The sequence below is a fragment of the Rheinheimera mesophila genome, from assembly GCF_000986865.1.
Lineage (GTDB): Bacteria > Pseudomonadota > Gammaproteobacteria > Enterobacterales > Alteromonadaceae > Pararheinheimera > Pararheinheimera mesophila.
Genome location: NZ_LAVS01000090.1, coordinates 64,803 through 83,871 on the forward strand (window position 1 = coordinate 64,803; position 19,069 = coordinate 83,871).

The following is a 19,069-nucleotide window of genomic DNA, read 5'->3' on the forward strand; positions in this document are numbered from 1 at the left end:
TACGCCTTCAGAGGGCGGCCTTAGGGTCGCCCTTTTTTTTTCCGGCAATCTCCGTTAGTCTTTAGCCCTTGGGTCTAAAAGGTGTCTTGCCATGAACTATTTGGTAACTGCTTTATTTGCGTTGAGTTGTTCTGTTGCTGCCGTTGAAGATATCCGCTTCGACAAAGAATGGATCAAAGTGGGCCATCTTGATTTAGAAGTGGAACTTGCACTCACCACAGAGCAACGCGCCCGTGGCCTGATGTATCGCGACAACGTAGAAAATGGCATGTTGTTTGTGTACGACCAAGCCCGTGTGTTGTCGTTCTGGATGCGTAACACCAAGGTGCCGCTGGACATCGCCTATATCAAAGCCGACTGGACTATAGAACCAGTTCAGTTCCTCTATCCCTATGACGAGAAAGGTAAAAAATCTCAAGGCCCAGCCATAGGTGCTTTGGAAATGCCCCAGGGCTGGTTTAAAGCCCAAGGGTTGGCTGCGGGCACGAAGATTATTCGCTGTGGCAGTAAGAAGTGTGGTTAATCCACTGAACAAGTGCAATAGCATGCGCTATTGCACTCTGAAGCAGTACAGCTTAAAGATTAAAAGGTTCCTGATCATCCCGCAGTAGCAGAATTTCGCTAAAGCCCATCTGGACAAAAGCATTTTTGCGATAGTCTTTCAGTGCGCCTTTGCCCTTGGCGGTCATCGCTACTTGCTGCTCCATTTTACGAAAGGCCGTTAAGTCTATGCCCTCAGCGGCAGCGACAGCTTCGAAGCTGTCGGCGTATTTATCGTAGCTAAATGGGATCTTTTTCCACTGCCCTTTGTATTTATAGCTGATGTGCCGTGCCATCTTCCGGCTCCTTCTGTGAAGTCGCCAGCAGTTCTTGCTGGGCTATAGTCTGCTGTTGTTTCAGTGCCGGTGCTGCGTACATTTGCTGCACATAAGGTTTAAGCTTTGCTGGCAAAGACGCCATTTTGGTTTGGTACCATACACTTTCTTCGCCGGGGTCCAGCTCGACATCCATTTCTGCCGCTAAATAGTTCACCGGATATAACCGATACCCTGACCAGATTTGTCGATCGATTTCTGCCGCCAAAGCAGCCGGATCCTGACAGCAGTCCGTAATGGCCTGACCAAAATGCACATGCACCCGGCCTTTTTGGCCCACTATACCTTGTACTATGCTTTGAATATCTTCCATCTCCGACTTCTTGTATTCGCCGGTGCTGGCCAATTGATACAGCTCATTGGCTTTGGCTTGATCCAGCGGGTCAAATTCGTAAGACAAACACACGGGCACTATATGCAACGACTGCATATAAGTCGCAAAATCCAGACCGCGTTTTTTACCTTCGATATAAAACATTTTGAGGATAGCTTCGTCAGTTTGATCCAGACCATCTTTGGCCCGCCCCTCTTTTTGTGCTATCCAAATGGAGTGACCGGTTTCCAGTGAATCTTTGATATAAGCCGATAAATGCCCCAATGCTTTGAGCATCTCGCGTGGCGCTTTGATCGAACGTTTGACGATAAAACTTTTATTTAGCTTCATCAGCTCGGTAGCACAAGGCATTTTCAACAAATTATCGCCGATAGCGATCCGTACTGTGTCCATGCCTTTTTGATGTAAACACCAATTCACCAGCGCCGGATCCATGGCGATATCTCTGTGGTTTGACACAAATAAATAGGATTGTCGCGGATCCAGATGCTCAAGACCACTAACGCTGACACCGGCAGAGCTGTTATGCAGACTTTGTTGTAAAAAACCAGCCACCATCTGCTGCACATCAGACACAGTGCGCAAGCCTTTGGCTTTGCGTGCCAGTAACCAGCGCAGTACAGGTGTAAACAAATAGCGGATAGTTTTAGGCCAACTGGCCAACCGATAATTTAAAATGGCATGCAAAAAATCAGCATCGTCCAATAAACGACGGATCGCGTCCGGTACTTCATGGTCAAAATATGGGCGAATATCCTGAAAAGGATCCGTTTGATTTGGCACAGCTTTTACACCCCAGCTTGAAAATGTGCCCTATTCTACCTGTTGCGTCCCGGATCACCAGACTAATCTGGACCGATCTCTTGGCGGTTGTTTATTTATTAAACGTTTTCATAGTGCTCAGGCGGTCAGGGCATAAAGCGGAGCAAATTGCAGCGGCATCAGGCGATTTTGTTGCACCCGTACCAATTGTCCTGCCGATAAGTGCTTGCCGTTCAGAAGCTCCATTGGCTCCAGCAGCAAACAATCGACCATAGGGTCAGCTTTGGCCACCAGCACCACTTTAGCGCGGCTTAAGCCTTCAAGTTTGGCGATACTCATCAGATCGGCGCGGCATTCTATGCTGGAAAAGTTGAACAGATGGCTTTTTTGCACCGGAGCTTTAACAAAACACAAAGCCGCCACAGCCCAGGCTGCAACTGTTAATAAATCACTGTCAGGCACTTTACCTTCCAAAGCTTCGGCAAAGTCCATCAGCAGTTGAGCCTGCTCCATACATAAGCTGTGTTGCTCAGGTTTGGTGGTCAGCTCTTTTGCAGTAAAAGCGGTTTGAATATGATGGCTGGCGGACAACTGTAACAGCAAAAGGTCTTGCTGTTCGCAGTACTGCCAGCACCAGTCAGGGCATAAAGACAACATACTCAATCCTTGTGAATTCAAGATGTTGCCTTTCTACACCTGTTTTTATACGCTGTTAAAGATTATTTTGGACTAATAAGTGAAGATCCAAAATTGATCGGCATATGGCTTATTTCAGGCTCTCGACGATCTGTTTGATCAAGGCTGGGCCTTGATAAATAAAGTTGGAATAAAGCTGTACCAAATTAGCACCGGCATCCATTTTATCCTGTGCCGCTTTTGCTGAATCTATGCCACCGACGCCAATAATAGGCATTTTTGGCCCTAAAGCTGCACGGAACTGCCGGATTATTTCAGTGCTTTTTTGTTGCACTGGCAAACCGCTTAACCCACCCATTTCATTGCCATATTTGAGGTGTTGCACCGCACTTTTATCCAGCGTGGTGTTGGTGGCAATCACACCATCCATTTTGCTGCGAAGCAAGGTCTCAGCCACTTGCTGCACGGCCACTTCATCCATATCAGGCGCAATTTTGACAAAAACCGGCACATATTTGTCTTGCTGCGCTTGCAGATCCAACTGCTCGTTTTTCACCGCCTGCAGCAAATCAAATAACGCGTCGCCAAACTGCAGATCGCGCAAACCCGGCGTATTGGGTGAGGAAATATTTACGGTAATGTAACTGGCGTGCGCATACACCTTACGCATACATTCGATGTAGTCGTCTTTGCCCTGCTCGTTCGGTGTATCTTTATTTTTACCAATATTAATACCAAGCACACCTTTATAGCTGGACTTTTTGACGTTCTCCACCAGGTAATCCACACCTTTATTATTAAACCCCATGCGATTAATAATAGCGTTCGCTGCAGGTAGGCGGAACAAACGGGGTTTATCATTGCCCGCCTGAGGCCGGGGCGTGACAGTTCCTACTTCGATAAAACCAAAACCCATCTGACCAAAAGCGTCAATGCAGTCCGCATTTTTGTCTAAACCTGCCGCCAAGCCCACAGGATTATCAAAATGAATACCCGCTACTGTCACTGGTTTCTTCGGTAAATCCTGACGCCATAACAAGGATGCAGGGGTATTTTTTAGATGCTTTAAGCTGCCAAGAGCCAGGTGATGTGAAAACTCAGCATCGGTACAAAACATCAAAGAACGCGCCAGTGAATAAAACATAACAACCTGCTTTTAATAATTAATAGTTAGAAACTCTCTGCCAAAAATCATCTGGAACGATTTTTAACAGCTTTAGCTGGCCCGAAGGGGGCTCTGCAGGATAGCAGAGCATAAAAAGCACCGGCTCTGAAAAGAGCCGGTGTATTCTAGCTGGACGCTGAATTATTTCACAGGGTCACAGTGATGACTGAGTAACATCAGCTCACGTAATGCCACTGAGAACTTGGCAAATTCATGGCTCTTGGTAGTTTTGAACTCAGCCAGCATTTGACGCCAGCGTGCCAGCACCGGCTCATGCTCGGTGATCCAGCTACCGATCACAGCTTCTGCATCACAAGCACCGGCACAACCCCGAACAACCACAGCCGACAAGGCACGTTGTTGCCAATCCAACTCTTCGCGGTACGACGCCCGGGCCAGCGCCTGCCAGTGGTTCGCTACAGGTTGCTGCGTAATTTGCTCCAGGAACCAGTGCAGATCCAAACGATCGCCCAGCTTGAAGTAAATTTCCGCTGTTAACAACAGTGAGTTTTTCTCCGCATCGGCCACCTGAGCAATATCCATCACAGAGAAACAGGTACTGAGCTGCGCTAAATAACGGGCCACATCTGCAGGTACGCCTTGTTCAATGAAGGCTTGCTCGTTGGCGGCCAGTTGTTCAGCTTCGGCCGGCGCCAATAATTTCTGCAGATTATTGCTGATTTCAACAAAAGCGGGTTTGAAGAAATCAATAGTCTGCTGAATGTCCAGTGCCTTATTACGATGACGCAAGAACCAGCGGGTGGTACGGCGCATAGTGCGGCGCAACTGGTGGAACAACTTAATTTGCAGTGCAGCAGGGATCTGGTTATCCAGCTCTTCCAGTTTGTTCCAGACTGTTTCTACGTCAAATAAGTCCCGGGCTATGGTGTAACAAACAGCAACTTCAGCAATAGAAGAACCGGTTTCTTCCATCATCCGCTGAGCAAAGTTAGCACCCATATCGTTGACAATCAGGTTCGCCAGTTTAGTGGCGATAATCTCTGCTTTTAACGGGTGAGTTTCCATCTCTTTGGCATAACTTTGTTGCAGCACTTTCGGGAAAGCGGTAAACAGATGACGTTTAAAGTAACTGTTCTCATAAATTTCCGGCAGCACCAGCCACTCTTTCATCACCATCTTGCCGTACGCGGTTAGGATCGCCAGCTCAGGACGGGTTAAACCCTGCCCTTTGACAGTGCGTTCAGCCAGTGCATCATCTGAAGGTAAAAACTCCAGCTCGCGGTTTAATTTGCCGTCTTTTTCCAGCGCGTGAATAAAGCGGGTGTATTCTTTCATCTGCTCAGCACCCAGTACTGAAGAGACGGAGATACTCTGAGTCTGACGGTAACAGTCGTTGATGACGATGTCTGCTACATCATTGGTCATAGCCGCTAACAGCTCATTGCGCTGTTTTAGTGTCATATCGCCACTGGCCACCAAAGCATTGAGCAGGATCTTAATGTTCACTTCATTGTCTGAACAATCCACACCGCCGACGTTGTCGATAAAGTCGGTGTTGATACGGCCACCATGAGTTGCGTATTCGATACGGCCACGCTGGGTTGTCCCTAAGTTACCGCCCTCGCCTATGATTTTGGCTTTGACATCTTTACCGTTCACACGCACCGCTTCAGAACCCCGGTCACCGACTTCGGCATGACTCTCGTCTGTCGCCTTGACATAAGTGCCGATACCACCGTTCCAAATCAGATCGACTTCCATCATCAGCGCTGCACGGATAAATTCCGTTGGCGTCAGGCTGGTTGCAGTGGTGCCTAACATCTGTTGCATCTGAGGCGTCAGTTTGATCGACTTAGCGCTACGCAGGAAAATACCGCCGCCTTCTGAGATCAGTGACTTATCAAAGTCTTCCCAGGTTGAGGTAGGTAAATTAAACAGACGTTCACGTTCGATGAAAGTCTTGGCTGCATCCGGATTCGGGTCAACAAAAATATGCATATGGTTAAATGCAACCTGCAGACGAATATGTTTGGACAACAGCATACCGTTACCAAACACGTCACCGGCCATATCACCTATACCCACACAGGTAAAATCTGTGGTCTGACAGTCAATGCCAATCTCACGGAAGTGACGTTTGACAGACTCCCAGCCGCCACGGGCGGTGATCCCCATCCCTTTATGGTCATAGCCGTTTGAACCACCTGAAGCAAAGGCATCGCCTAACCAGTGGTTGTATTCCAATGAAATGCTGTTGGCGATATCAGAGAAAGTTGCTGTGCCTTTGTCGGCAGCAACCACCAGATACGGATCATCTTCATCCAGACGTACCACTTGTTTTGGTGGCACAATCTGACCTTGCAGAATGTTATCGGTGACATCCAGTAAACCGCGGATAAAAGTACGGTAGCAGGCTTTACCTTCGTTTAACCAGGCTTCGCGTCCACCGGTTTCAGGCAGTTTCTTACAGACAAAACCACCTTTGGCGCCCACAGGCACAATCACAGTGTTTTTCACTTGCTGTGCTTTTACCAGACCCAGAACTTCAGTGCGGAAGTCTTCACGACGATCCGACCAACGCAGGCCACCCCGTGCGACTTTACCGAAACGTAAATGCACCCCTTCCACTTTAGGTGAGTACACAAAGATTTCGAAGAATGGTAACGGCAGTGGCATATCCGGGATCATCGCCGGACGTACTTTAAAGGAAATATAAGGCTTGTCGCTGCCATCTTCCGCCTGCTGGAAGTAGTTGGTACGCACAATAGCCTGAATAATAGCCAGGAAACGACGGATAATGCGGTCATCATCCAGGTTCGCCACGTTTTCCAGTTGCGCCAGGATCTCAGCCTGTAATTTCTCCGCCTCTGCCTGATCATGGCTGTCTAATGCAAATTTAGCATTAAAGAGTTTCACCAGCAGATTGGCCAATAGCGGATAACGACCAAACGTCGATTCAACATAGGCCTGACTAAAGGTACCGCCTATTTGACGTTTATATTTAGCAAAAGCACGTAATAACGAGGCTTCCCGGCCTGTTAAACCAGCGCCCAGAATTAAACGGTTAAAGCCGTCATCTTCCAACTCTCCTTTCCACACTTTGGCAAAAGAGTCCTGGAACGACTGCTGAGCTTGCTCAAAATCAGCCGGCATAGTGCCGTTGACTTCCATCGCAAAGTTTAAGATCCAACTGACCGAACCATCAGGGCAACGCACTGCATAAGGAGTTTCACCTATCACACGTAAACCAAAGTTTTCCAGGATAGGCAACACATCAGATAAATAAATTGGATGATCTTTATGGAACAGGTTTAGGCGCACTGCTTTGCTGTCGTTACGGTCTTCCTGCGGACGATAAAACAGCATATCAAGCCGGTGCTCGTCGTTCAGTGACTCAATTTTTTCAATGTCGACCAGCGCATCGTTAGGTAACATTTCATCTTTGTACGATGAAGGGAAAGCCGTTAAATACTTACGGGCCAGCTCACGGCCACGGGCTTCACCATAATGGCCAACCAGCGCAGCTTCCAGCTTGTCTTCCCAGGTACGGGCCGCTTCTACTAAATTACGTTCAATTTCTTTCACATTAAACTCGATATTGTTATCGTTGATCCGAACGAAATAATGGGTACGCGCCAGCACAGACTCAGAGAAGTAGGTGGTAAATTCCACAGCTTCGGTGCTGCCCAACGACTGGGCTAAAATCTGTTGCGTGTCTTTGCGTAGCTGAGTGTTGTAACGCTCACGTGGTACATAGACCATAGCGGAGACAAAACGGCCAAACGCGTCTTTACGCACAAAAAGGCGCGTCATATCGCGTTCCTGCATCTGCAACACGCCAGTTGACACATCCAACAGTTCATCGGAAGTAGCCTGGATCAACTCATCCCGTGGGTAAGTTTCAAGAATGTTTAACAGTGCTTTGTAAGCATGTGTCCCCGGAGCAAAACCAGACTTGGCCATCACTTTGGCCAGCTTGTTTTTCAACAATGGAATATCTGCTGCACTGTTGTTGTACAACGAAGAGGAGTACAAACCAATAAAACGGTCTTCGCCAATGACATGGCCTTTGTCGTCAAAACGTTTAATACCGACATAATCGATATAAGCCGGGCGATGGACTCGGGACTTATTATTGGTTTTGGTCAGGATTAATAAGGACGAACTTAATGCCTGCTTACGGGCCTGCTCAGGCAAATCAGATAACATTAAATCGCGCGAGGTTGAACGGCGCATTAAGCCTAAAGCGCTGTCGTTCACGCCTTCGATTTTATGGTCGCCTTCGACCGCTTTGATACGGTATTCACGATAACCTAACAAAGTGAAGTTATCTTTGGCCATCCAGTTTAAAAACTCAGTCGCCTGCTCTAACTCGGTTGGATTGATAGAGCCTGCCTGCTTTGGTAGATCCGCAATAACCTGCAGCAGTTTGGCTTTTGTCGGCTTCCAATCCTGAACCGCTAACGACACATCTTCCATCACAGACTGCAGCTCAGAGGTTAACGCCTCTATGGCAACTTTGTCTGTCATGCGATCAATTTCGATATGGAATACTGTCTGTTCCGTGCTGGCTTGCTCCACAGTCCCCAGTTTAAAAAAGTCCGTGATGTCGTTTTTATCGTTACGGAGCGTTTGTAATGGGTAATGCAATAACAAGTGAGCCGTAATAGATTGACGGCTTAATGCCATCCGGACTGAGTCGACTAAAAACGGACTGTCTTTGACCACGATTTCAACAATAGTGTGTTTAGACTCCCAGCCGTGTTTGGCGATTTCCGGGTTAAAAACGCGGATTAATGCCTTGGCATCCGTATGGCCATTAAAGCTTTGCCATAAGCTCAGGGCAGCGCCATATAAGTCGCTGTCGTTGCGGCCAAACAAATCTTCATGCGACATATTGCCGTACAGAGTGTAGGCAAATTTTTCGACCAGTCCGACCTGATCTTTGACTTTAGAACGAATAAGCTTACTTACATTTTGTAGTAGTACAGAAGGTTGACCGTCTATCAGTGCCATTTTTGTATCCTTTTTTGAAACCTCAGTCTACAAAGACCGGGTTTGCTTACATACAGAGCGTGTCAGGTGCGAAGTTTATTGAGTATTGACGGGCTTTTCGAGCTTTATTTATGTCTTTGTGACTGGTTGTACCAGAGCAAAAATCGCTGATTTGACAAGTTATTCACCCGCCGTAAATAGAAAATGGCCTAACGGCCATTTTCTTGTTTAAACATGCAGTTTTCAGACAAACAAAAACTAGTTATTTTTTCGCCAGAAAAAAGCCGCCAGTGCAGGTAACACCAGAACAGCACCAAGCATATTCACTAAAAACATAAAGGTCAGCAGTATGCCCATATCAACCTGGAATTTCAGTGCTGAAAAGACCCAGGTGCTGACACCAATAGCCAACGTGATGCCGGTAAATAACACGGCACTGCCTGTCTCTTTTAATGCGGTGAAATAGGCTTGACGCAGCGGCGTGCCATCGCGCAGCAACTGGGTCATATTCGACAGAATGTAAATACCGTAATCGACCCCAATACCTACACCCAGGGCTATTACAGGTAAGGTAGAGACGGTCAAGCCAATTTCCAGCTTCGTCATCAGTGCAGTCGCCAAAACGGACACTACGTACAGCGGTACTATCACGGCCACAGTGGCTTTTACCGAACGGAAGCTGATTAAACACAACAGGATCACGGCCCCGTAGACGTACCACATCATCGGGGTTTGGGCTGCATCCACAGCTTCATTAGTCGCCGCCATAACACCGACAGGACCTGAAGCTAATTTAAACTTCACTTCATCCGTGCTGAGTTCTGCACCCGCCTTTTTCGCAGCAGCCACCACGGTTTCAATTGTCTCAGCTTTATGGTCGTTTAAGAACAGGATCACCGGCATCACAGAGCAGTCACTGTTGAGTAAACCTGTACTGGTTTCTACTCTGCTTGACGCTTGCACCAAACTCTCTGTGGTACGTGGCAACACTTTCCACTTCATGTTGCCTTCGTTAAAGGCGGCATTAATAGATTTAGACACAGAGGCCAGCGATACCGCAGACTGCACGCCGGGTACGTTTTCCATTTGCCACTGGAACTGGTCAATCCGATTCATCACATCATGGAAGGTACAGCCGTTGGCCGGGGTTTCCACCATCACATTGATGTAATCGACAGAAATGGCATAGCGGTCTGTGATCAGGAAAGTATCCTGGTTATAAACCGAATCTTCATGCAAAGCCGGCGCGCCTGGGTGTAAATCGCCGATTTTCAGATAAGCGCTTTGTTGCCAGCCCAGCGCAAACAACAGCGCTGTGGCAGCTAAAATGACTACCGCATACTTAGGTGTCGCGAAGGCGGACAAGCTATACCAGAACTTCTCAATACGCGGATGCGGCGTCTGGACTTTCTGCTTGTACTTGTCACTGAACTTAACGTAGGACATCAGCACAGGTAATAAAACCAGGTTGGTCAGGATAATAATACCTACACCTAAACTGGCGGTAATAGCCAGCTCACGAATCACACCGATCTCGATAATCAATAAGGTAATAAAACCCACAGTGTCGGATAAAAGTGCAATACCACCAGGGATCAACAGCTTACGGAAGCTGGCCTGGGCCGCAGTTTTAGCATCCATGCCCAAAGCGACGTTTTTACCTGTCGCATTGATCATTTGAACACCATGACTGACGCCTATGGCGAATACCAGAAATGGCACCAGAATAGACATAGGGTCGATACCAAAACCCAATACGGTCAGCATGCCCATTTGCCAGATCACCGCGACTAAAGAGCAAAGGATCGGCAACAAGGTCAGCATCACGGAACCACTGAACAGATACACCATGATGGCGGTGATAACGATAGCCACAGCAAAAAACGCCAATACGCCTTTCGCACCGTCGGCCACATCACCGACCATCTTGGCAAAACCAATAATATGGACGGTCAGGTTTTCGTTCTGATACTGGCCTCGAACCTGTTGTTCTAACTCAGCAGCAAATTTAATGGTATCAAGCTTTTGCTGAGTATCAGGGTCAACCTCTAACAGTTGAGCTGTCACCATGGCACAACTAAAATCGTCCGCCACCATACGACCCACAATACCGGCTTTTTCGACGTTGGCCTTCACCACGGCCAAACCTTCAGCAGTAGGCGCAAAGTCAGCCGGGATCACCGGACCACCGGCAAAACCATCTTCCACCACTTCAACAAAACGGGTGCTGGGGCTATACAGCGATTTCACCAGACTACGGTCTACCCCCGGCAGGTAATAAATCTGATCATGAATTTTTTTGAAAGACGCAAAAAAATCTGGATTAAAAATATCGCCTTTGGCATCACAAACCGACACCAGAATATTATTGGCCCCACCAAAATCTTTGGCGTGTTTCATATAGGTCTGCATGTATTCATGCTGCAACGGGATATTTTTAGTAAAAGCCGCGTCCAGTTTAATTTGGCTGGCTTTGAACAATAAAAACAAAGTAGCGAGTACAAAAAGTACGATGACAGCGATACGGTGACGGAACAATACCGTCTCACAACTGGTGACTATTCGGTTCAGACTCATGTTATTCCGGCTTCTTGATTGCTAAGGTTCGAATTCCAGCTTCGGTCACTAATACCAGCTGATCCTTGACTGCGACGGCATTCAAAATGGCTTTACTGTCTTGTGTTGGCACAGAGGTGAAACTGACACCATCATCCTGACTGACCAGCAAAGTGCCAGCGTTGCCGGTTAAATACAGATTGCCGGCAGCATCCGTCAGCACACTGTTCAGCGTCGCGGTTTGATTCAGTTTGATCTCCTGCCAGCTTTGCCCCAGGTCGGTGCTTCGAAACACATGTCCACGTAACCCCACCGCAATCAGACTATTTTTTGCTGTCATGGTCAGGCCAAACAATGAACCATTATAAAATTCAGGATGACGGGTCCAGCTTTTGCCAAAATCTGCACTGGTGGCAAAAAAACCTGCTTCACCAATCAGATACAGCACGTTGTTGTGCTGATAAATACGGTTAAAATGGGGAAGAACTGAGGCGCGCTCTTCCAGATAAGCCTCTGGATCTGACTCTTGCAGCTCTTTTAAATACGCCTGATCCTCGCTGCCCACCAACTCCAGATGGAACTCGTCCAGCCAGGTTTTACCACCGTCTGTGGTGCGGTAAAACATACCATAGGCACCCAAGGCTATACCGTTGTTGGCATCAGCAAACAAAATATCAAACAGCGGCTTATCGGTTTCAGGTTTAAATTGCTGCAACTGCCAGCTTTGTCCGCCGTCTTGGGTGGCAATAATAGTGGCGTCATGTCCGACAGCCCAGCCATGTGTTTCATCAGAAAAATACACTGAAGTAAACAGGCTTTGTACCGGGGTTTGCACCTGAGTCCAGTTTGTGCTGTCTTTGCTTACTAACACATGGCCCCGATCCCCCACTGCCACATAGAGCTGATCGTTCACCCGGATTAAATCAGTCAGTACAGCTTTATCGGCCAAAGGCATCAGATACGATGGGGTTGGCGTAACTGCAGACTGTGCTTGAATGTGAGTTGTCAGCAGCAGCGCTGCGACAGAGGATAAAAGTTTAACCATCATTAGAGTTTTCACTCAGCATCAATTTAAAAACAAAAACGGTTGGCATCGAGCCAACCGTTTATTCGACATTTACAGCTTAACGGGTACCTTCACGGCGCAGAGCCGCTGGAGTGAAGTCGTTATCTGTTAACTGCACAGAGAAGTCATACATCTTGTCTTCGTTGTCCAGACCAATCGCAATGTAGCGACGAGTGTTCAGATCGTGGAACACTTCCAGCGTACTCCAGTGTGTTGGCACCTCGTAGTAGTTCAGACCATGAGCGACAGCAACACGGTATAACTCGCCTCTGTTGTCATACAGATCTGCGACATGAATTTGCCAGCTATCCTCGTCAATAAAGAACACCCGTTTGCCATAGACATGGCTGGTACCGCTTTTCAGGTTGGCTTCCACCACCCAAACACGGTGTTTTTCCCAGCGCACATAGTCAGGGTTGATATGACCTGGTTTGATCAGATCCGCATATTTCACGTCTTTACTATGCAGTTTGTAACTGTTGTAAGGAATAAACAGCTCTTGTTTACCCACTAACTTCCAGTCGTAACGGTTAGGAGAACCGTTAAACATATCAAAGTCATCGGTAGTACGCAGGCCATCAGAAGCCGTACCCGGAGCATCATAGGCTACGTTAGGCGCGCGACGTACACGGCGTTGACCTGTGTTGTAAGTCCAGGCCTGACGTGGAGTTTTTACCTGATCCATCGTCTCATGCACTAAAAGCGCAGTACCTGCCAAGCGAGCCGGAGTGGTAACAGCCTGCTTGAAACGGAACAGAATATTTTCTTTTTGTAACGCATCGACCGTGGCGTCCGGCGCTGAATATTTGAACATGATTTGCTCATCAAAGCCGATAGTCACGTAATCCCCTGCGGCTGTAGGCGCAACCTGACCGCCGTTACGACTGGCCGCTACACCACGGAAGCGTAAGGTGTGGTTCCAAATCGCTTCCAAACCATTGGCTGGGATCGGGAACGGAATACCAATGGCAGCATTGACAATACCATTACCGCCTTCGACCAACTCGGCAGTGCCTGCAATTTTCTTAGTTGCATCATAGACATACTGTGGGTAAGACGCAGTACGACGAGTTTGATACACATTCATTTTGTAGCTGTCAGGATAAGCTTCAAACAGCTTGATCTGACCCGGACTCAACAAACTTTTGTATTGAGCCAGGTTCGACTTGTCGATAGTAAACAGTACTTTATCGCCAGCAAACGGATCCGGGTGGTGATCACCTGGTTTATAACCAGCCGGAGCGGATTGAATACCACCTTCCCAGGCCGGAATACTGCCGTCGGCATTACCGGCTTTTTCAGCGCCTAACGGCGTCAGATCAGCACCCAAACGGGCCACTTGATCCGGAGTTAACTTCGCAATAGCTCCACAGCTCACAACAAGCGCAATAGTGGATGCAATCAGGGTGAGTTTTTTCATAATGGTTCTCGCCTCGTCCCTTAAATAGAGTATTTAATGTTAAAAGATACAAAATCACGGTCAGCTGTATTGTTGGTTGTGCCTACACCACCCCAGAAGGCATTGTAAGATAACTCAGAAGACCAGCGGTTCAGATAGTCAAAGGCCACAGTGTAACCCACAGATTTTTTGTCTTTGGAGAACATAAACAGCGGATCTGGTGTTATGCCATTGACGTCGTGTGAAAACACCACACGGTGCGACATGTTGACGCCCGCAAACACGTCATTAAAGTCGGCTTTCGCTAATAACCGGTAACCCCAGGCTGAAGCCGTTGGGAATGGGTTCGTTTCAGCACCGTTAGACAAGGCTGTATGCACACCGTCCTTATTCACCAGAGGACCACCATTGATGGTACCCAACAAAGGACCACCGCTACGGTCTGTATTTGGACCATTTAAACGTAACACCGATGGATCTGGCATATCGTTGATTTTGATACCGCCCACTTCAGCTAACATAGAGAAGTTATCAGCGATCCACATAGGACCAAACAGGTGAGTGACTGTAACTTGTGCTTGCGTGGTATCAGATAAAATATAACCCTGAGCAAATTCGCCCGGCCCTATTTTCAGACCATCGTAACGACCAATCTGACTGATGCCTTCCAATTCAGGACGTAACCCTGCATTCGCTAACTGTTCTGGCATACCGGCATACAGAATTTCTACGTCATCAATTTGCAGAGGTTCATCCTGACGGTAGGCTAATTCACCGGCGACTGAGGTGCCATCAACCGTGGTATTAAAACTGAAGCCATAGAGCTTAATATCTTCCGGATACTGAATTAAACCTTTAGAGAATACATCCAGCTCATTGATATTGTCTTTTGTGATATTGCCCTGATTCGCCGCCAGATAGGCCAAAGACTGGATCACACCCAAAGGCTGACCAGTGGCATCAGCACCGACACGGAAATCGGACGCAATACCCGAAATCAGCGGCGTGCGGCTATGGTAATTCATATGGTAGAACGCAAATTCAGTGTCGTTCAGCTCCGGAGCGAAATACTCCAGCTTAATACCATATTGACCACCATCTTCAGGTTCAATTTCACCTGCAGCACCCGCTGGTCTTAAGGTTACTTTGGTCGAATACGCCAGCATGGCATTCACAGCCGCTGCACGTTGTGCCGCTGTTGCGCCTGGTGTTGTCAACGCCGCTAGCAGCGCAGGCGCATTTTGTGAGATCAAATTCATTTCAGAAACTAAGAAATCCAGATCGATATCCGGGTTACCGGCAAAACCTAACTGAATATTCTGCGCATAACCGCCTTTACCGGCGAAGTCGTTGGTGGAGAAATAAGAACCCGGTACTGGCAGATAGCTGTTTTCCCACTCGTACTGATAAAACACCTCTGCAGTTAAATTCTCAGTCAGGCCTAATGAAGCCCAGGCCATACCCACAGGAATATAAGCTTCTTTTAACTCAGCGCCAGGACTACGGGCGACCCCAACGTCAATCGGCGTAATATTGATACCGTGCTGAATAAAGGTGCTTTCACCCCAGCTCAACACCTGCTGACCAACCCGAATGGACAATGGATTGGCACCGTCATTTAACGCAAAATTGCCATAGACGTAGGCGTCCAGCAAACGAATGTCACGACAGGCCAGATCTCTGGCTTCATCGTCCGCACAAGGGTCTACTTTATTACCAGACAGCGGATTGGTATAAGCGCCTTCATCGTCCATTAAGGCTGAATCATAGAAGTAGGTGAAGCGGCCAAAAAAGCCGATGTCGTCCTTGGCAATAGACAATTCGTGTGTGCCACGGAACACTTCGGAGAACATATCGCCGCGGTCATAATTCAGGTTGCCTGCATCACCATTGCTGGAGTAGGCGCCCGGCTGAGACCAGATTTGTGAGCTGGTGTAAATTGGATTGGTAAAAGCGCTATAACCTGTCCAGTCAAAACGCGGGTGGTTGACCTTACTGATAGTGTCCCAGTCACGGTCTTCTGCACGCCAACTGGCGCCGTAGGAGAACGTAGAGTCAAATACCACTTCTACATCATCAAAGTTAAACGTAGCGGCCTGCGCACTGGCGGCCGACAAGGCCAATAGTGCAGAAGCAACACCCAGAGCTAAAGTACTTCTGACGAAGGCACCCGGCTTAGTATTCATTCGTTATCTCCCCCCCTGTCCCTGCAGGTATTTTGTTATTTTTTATTTTGAGCTAACCAACTGCTCGGAGGTCAGCTTGTATCGAAGAAATCATTACATCATTTTGATCGGGGCGCAAGGCTTGCGATCAGTCAAATCTGTTGATTTTTATTCAGTTTTTTCCCTTTCCCCCTGCCAAACCCTGCTACTTCTGTCTGATCCGGTTTGACCAGTTGCAGGAAGATCATCTAACTAAATGAAAATAATAGCTAAAGTCGCAGATTTTGCCTGTTTTGTTTTAAGTTGGCGTTTTAAGTATTAACTCTAATTTATTTTCTCTAAAGTCTGGAACTTGCCCTGATCGGTCAAGGTTAATACAAAGCGGGCATTGACCCCGGAATGACTGATATAGGGTCTGAAATGGCGCAGAGGCAGTTGGACTGTCTGGCCATTATCTGCCTGCACCACCACATCGGTATACAAGCCCTGATAAAAGGCCAGACATTGCTCGACGTCAAGGATCAGTCTGAATTTATACTGACGCATCTGAGCTTAGACTCTTACTCACTTTTTCATACAAATCGTTACTCAAGTCTTTACTCAGCATAGTCTGCAAAACAGCTTTTAATTGCTGCTGACGTGCAGGTTGATAACGTTTCCATGAGAGCAAAGGGGTCACTAAACGCGACGCGACCTGCGGATTAATGGCATCCATTTTCAGTACCACATCAGCCAGTACCTGATAGCCTCTGCCGTCTTCTGCATGAAACATAGCTGGATTTTGCTGATAAAAGGCACCAAACACCGCCCTGACCCGGTTCGGATTTTGCCAACTGAATTGCGGATGTGCAGTCAATTGCTGCAAGGTACTAAACACAGTAGGATGCGGATAAGAGGCCGATAAGTTAAACCATTTATCCAGTACCAACACATCATGCTGCCAACGCTGTTCAAAATCACTCATCAGGCTGGCAAATAACGGATGTGCTGAGTTACGACAGGCTCTTAGCACAGCGAGCTGATCAGTCATATTATCGCTGCTCTGATACTGCTGTTGTAATAACAGCCCTTGGTCCTTTACAAAACAAAGGTACTGCAAACACACTGAACGCAAAGCCCGCTGGGCAACCTGCTGCTGTTCATACTGGTAAGCTTCAGAGCGCAACGACTGATAACAAAACAGCCACTGCTCTGCCAGCTTCTCTGCCAGTTGTTGCCTAAAACCCTGCAGTGCCTGCACTATTTCCTGTACGGGGATCTGCTCAAACTGCTCGGCCACCATGTCATAACAAGGCACAGTGAGTAATTCAGCAGTAAAAGCCAAATCATCCAAAGGCTGGAGTAGTAACTGTCGGTAGAACTCGAGTAAGGCTGCCGGTAGCTGATAGTCTGTCCCTGAGTGTTGTGCTGCAATGGCGGCCTTCACCTGAAGTTGCCACAGTTGCTGTATCGCATCCCAACGTGCTACTCCATCTTTTGCCTCACGGGCTATTTGTAACAGTTCAGCCAGACTGTAGTGATACTGTAGTTTTACTGGCGCCGAAAAGTCGGCCAGAAGCACTGGCACAGGTTGTTGACTGACGGCAAAACTAAATTCCTGCGAAGCTTCGGTCATTTCCAGCAGATAAGACTGACTACGCCCTTCTGACAATAGCTCAATTCGCACAGGCAGCAGCAAAGGCTGTTTTTCGGCCTGGTCTGCGGTCGCTGGCGTATGCTGTTGCATCAGTAATTTAAATTCGCGTTTTTTTGCATCAAATTGGCTATACACCTTCAACTCTGGTGTACCGGACTGCTGATACCAACGTCTGAACAAGCTCAGATCCCGGCCATTGGCATCCTGCATAGCATTGACAAAGTCATCACAGGTCACCGCCTGACCGTCGTGGCGTTTAAAGTACAAATCCATGCCTTTGCGAAAACCATCCTGTCCTAATAAGGTATGCAGCATACGAATCACTTCTGCACCCTTGTCATAGACAGTGACCGTATAAAAGTTATTCATCTCCAGCACTTGCTGCGGCCGGATCGGATGCGCCATAGGGCCAGCATCCTCAGCAAATTGCGCGGTACGGATAGTTTTCACCGCATCAATACGGTTGAGTGTCCTCGAGCCCATATCCGCGCTGAATTGCTGGTCGCGAAATACCGTTAACCCTTCTTTTAAACTTAACTGGAACCAGTCGCGGCAAGTGACTCTGTTGCCTGTCCAGTTGTGGAAGTACTCGTGGCCAACAATAGATTCGATATTAAAAAAGTCGGTGTCCGTGGCAGAGGCCTGATCGGCCAGTACATATTTACTGTTAAAGACATTTAAGCCTTTGTTTTCCATCGCCCCCATATTAAAAAAGTCAACCGCAACCACCATATAGATATCCAGGTCGTACTCCAGACCAAAAGTTTGCTCGTCCCACAACATGGCTCGTTTTAGCGATTCCAATGCAAATTGAGCCCGGTGTTTGTTGCCTTTATCGACGTAAAACTCCAGCGCGACTTCGCGGCCAGATCCCGTGGTGTAGCTGCCTTTTAAGCAATCAAAGTCGCCGGCCACTAACGCAAATAAGTAACTGGGTTTAGGAAAGGGGTCGACCCAGGTCACATGGCGACGGCCATCAGCCAACAGGCTTGAATGAACCAGATTGCCGTTACTCAATAGCGCCGGATAAGCCTTGGCATCGGCAATAATATGAGTGGTAAAACGGGCTAATACATCCGGTCTGTCAAGGTAATAAGCTATGCGGCGAAAGCCCTCCGCTTCACATTGCGTACAATAAGCGCCATTGGATAAGTACAAGCCCTCCAGTGCGGTATTGGCTTTTGGGTTCAGCTCAATCTTCAGTTCAAGCTGTGCCTTGGCTGGCAGACCGGGCAGGATCAATTGCTCCGACGTCACCTGATAGGCGTCAGCGCTCAGTCGTTGCCCATCGACAGACACAGACAATAACTTCAGCTCCTGCCCATCCAGAGTCAGGGTACCGGCACAGCCACTGGCAGAGTGCAATTGATAGGTAGCTGTCAGTAGCGTTGCCTCCGGGTTTAACTCAAAACTCAGCTCCACGTCGCTGATGGTAAATTCCGGGGCTTTGTAGTCACTTAGCTTTTTTGCCTGACGGTTCGATATCTGACTCATCACAAAATTCTCTTTTACGATCGGA

12 protein-coding genes are annotated in these 19,069 nt (G+C 47.9%); 1 reads left to right on the forward strand and 11 read right to left on the reverse strand.

Features of this window, described 5'->3' with window-relative positions:
- Nucleotides 1-91 precede the first annotated feature (91 nt).
- A complete protein-coding gene (locus tag SD53_RS15495) occupies nucleotides 92-523 on the forward strand; it encodes a DUF192 domain-containing protein (protein WP_052749417.1) in 432 nt (143 codons plus the stop codon).
- Nucleotides 524-575: 52 nt separating this feature from the next.
- Here SD53_RS15495 and SD53_RS15500 read toward each other — a convergent pair whose 3' ends face one another.
- The 11 genes from SD53_RS15500 to pepN form a co-directional block, all read right to left on the reverse strand.
- Nucleotides 576-836 carry a DUF2960 domain-containing protein gene (locus SD53_RS15500; RefSeq protein ID WP_046521095.1) on the reverse strand — a complete coding sequence of 87 codons (261 nt, stop codon included), beginning with the start codon at nucleotides 834-836 and terminating at the stop codon, nucleotides 576-578.
- Nucleotides 814-1,992 carry a 1-acyl-sn-glycerol-3-phosphate acyltransferase gene (locus SD53_RS15505; protein ID WP_046521096.1) on the reverse strand — a complete coding sequence of 393 codons (1,179 nt, stop codon included), beginning with the start codon at nucleotides 1,990-1,992 and terminating at the stop codon, nucleotides 814-816. The genes SD53_RS15500 and SD53_RS15505 overlap by 23 nt, the downstream gene beginning before the upstream one ends.
- Before the next feature lie 117 nt (nucleotides 1,993-2,109).
- Nucleotides 2,110-2,628 carry a cell division protein ZapC domain-containing protein gene (locus SD53_RS15510; RefSeq protein ID WP_046521097.1) on the reverse strand — a complete coding sequence of 173 codons (519 nt, stop codon included), beginning with the start codon at nucleotides 2,626-2,628 and terminating at the stop codon, nucleotides 2,110-2,112.
- 109 nt (nucleotides 2,629-2,737) lie between these two features.
- Nucleotides 2,738-3,751 carry a quinone-dependent dihydroorotate dehydrogenase gene (gene pyrD / locus SD53_RS15515; protein ID WP_046521098.1) on the reverse strand — a complete coding sequence of 338 codons (1,014 nt, stop codon included), beginning with the start codon at nucleotides 3,749-3,751 and terminating at the stop codon, nucleotides 2,738-2,740.
- A gap of 162 nt (nucleotides 3,752-3,913) precedes the next feature.
- Complete coding sequence (locus SD53_RS15520; protein WP_046521099.1) at nucleotides 3,914-8,749, reverse strand: NAD-glutamate dehydrogenase; 4,836 nt, start codon at nucleotides 8,747-8,749, stop codon at nucleotides 3,914-3,916.
- Between the two features lie 237 nt (nucleotides 8,750-8,986).
- Complete coding sequence (locus SD53_RS15525; RefSeq protein ID WP_082101894.1) at nucleotides 8,987-11,305, reverse strand: efflux RND transporter permease subunit; 2,319 nt, start codon at nucleotides 11,303-11,305, stop codon at nucleotides 8,987-8,989.
- Between the two features lies 1 nt (nucleotide 11,306).
- Nucleotides 11,307-12,332, reverse strand: coding sequence for a WD40/YVTN/BNR-like repeat-containing protein (locus SD53_RS15530; protein ID WP_052749418.1), 1,026 nt, complete (start codon nucleotides 12,330-12,332; stop codon nucleotides 11,307-11,309).
- Nucleotides 12,333-12,408: 76 nt separating this feature from the next.
- Nucleotides 12,409-13,770: a DUF1329 domain-containing protein gene (locus SD53_RS15535; RefSeq protein WP_046521100.1), complete on the reverse strand. Its 1,362-nt coding sequence runs from the start codon at nucleotides 13,768-13,770 to the stop codon at nucleotides 12,409-12,411.
- Nucleotides 13,771-13,790: 20 nt separating this feature from the next.
- Nucleotides 13,791-15,935, reverse strand: a complete 2,145-nt coding sequence (locus SD53_RS15540) for a DUF1302 domain-containing protein (RefSeq protein ID WP_046521101.1) — start codon at nucleotides 15,933-15,935, stop codon at nucleotides 13,791-13,793.
- A gap of 303 nt (nucleotides 15,936-16,238) precedes the next feature.
- Complete coding sequence (locus tag SD53_RS15545; protein WP_046521102.1) at nucleotides 16,239-16,460, reverse strand: DUF2835 family protein; 222 nt, start codon at nucleotides 16,458-16,460, stop codon at nucleotides 16,239-16,241.
- Nucleotides 16,447-19,044 carry an aminopeptidase N gene (gene pepN / locus SD53_RS15550; protein ID WP_046521103.1) on the reverse strand — a complete coding sequence of 866 codons (2,598 nt, stop codon included), beginning with the start codon at nucleotides 19,042-19,044 and terminating at the stop codon, nucleotides 16,447-16,449. Before pepN ends, SD53_RS15545 begins: the two co-directional genes overlap by 14 nt.
- Between the last annotated feature and the right edge of the window lie 25 nt (nucleotides 19,045-19,069).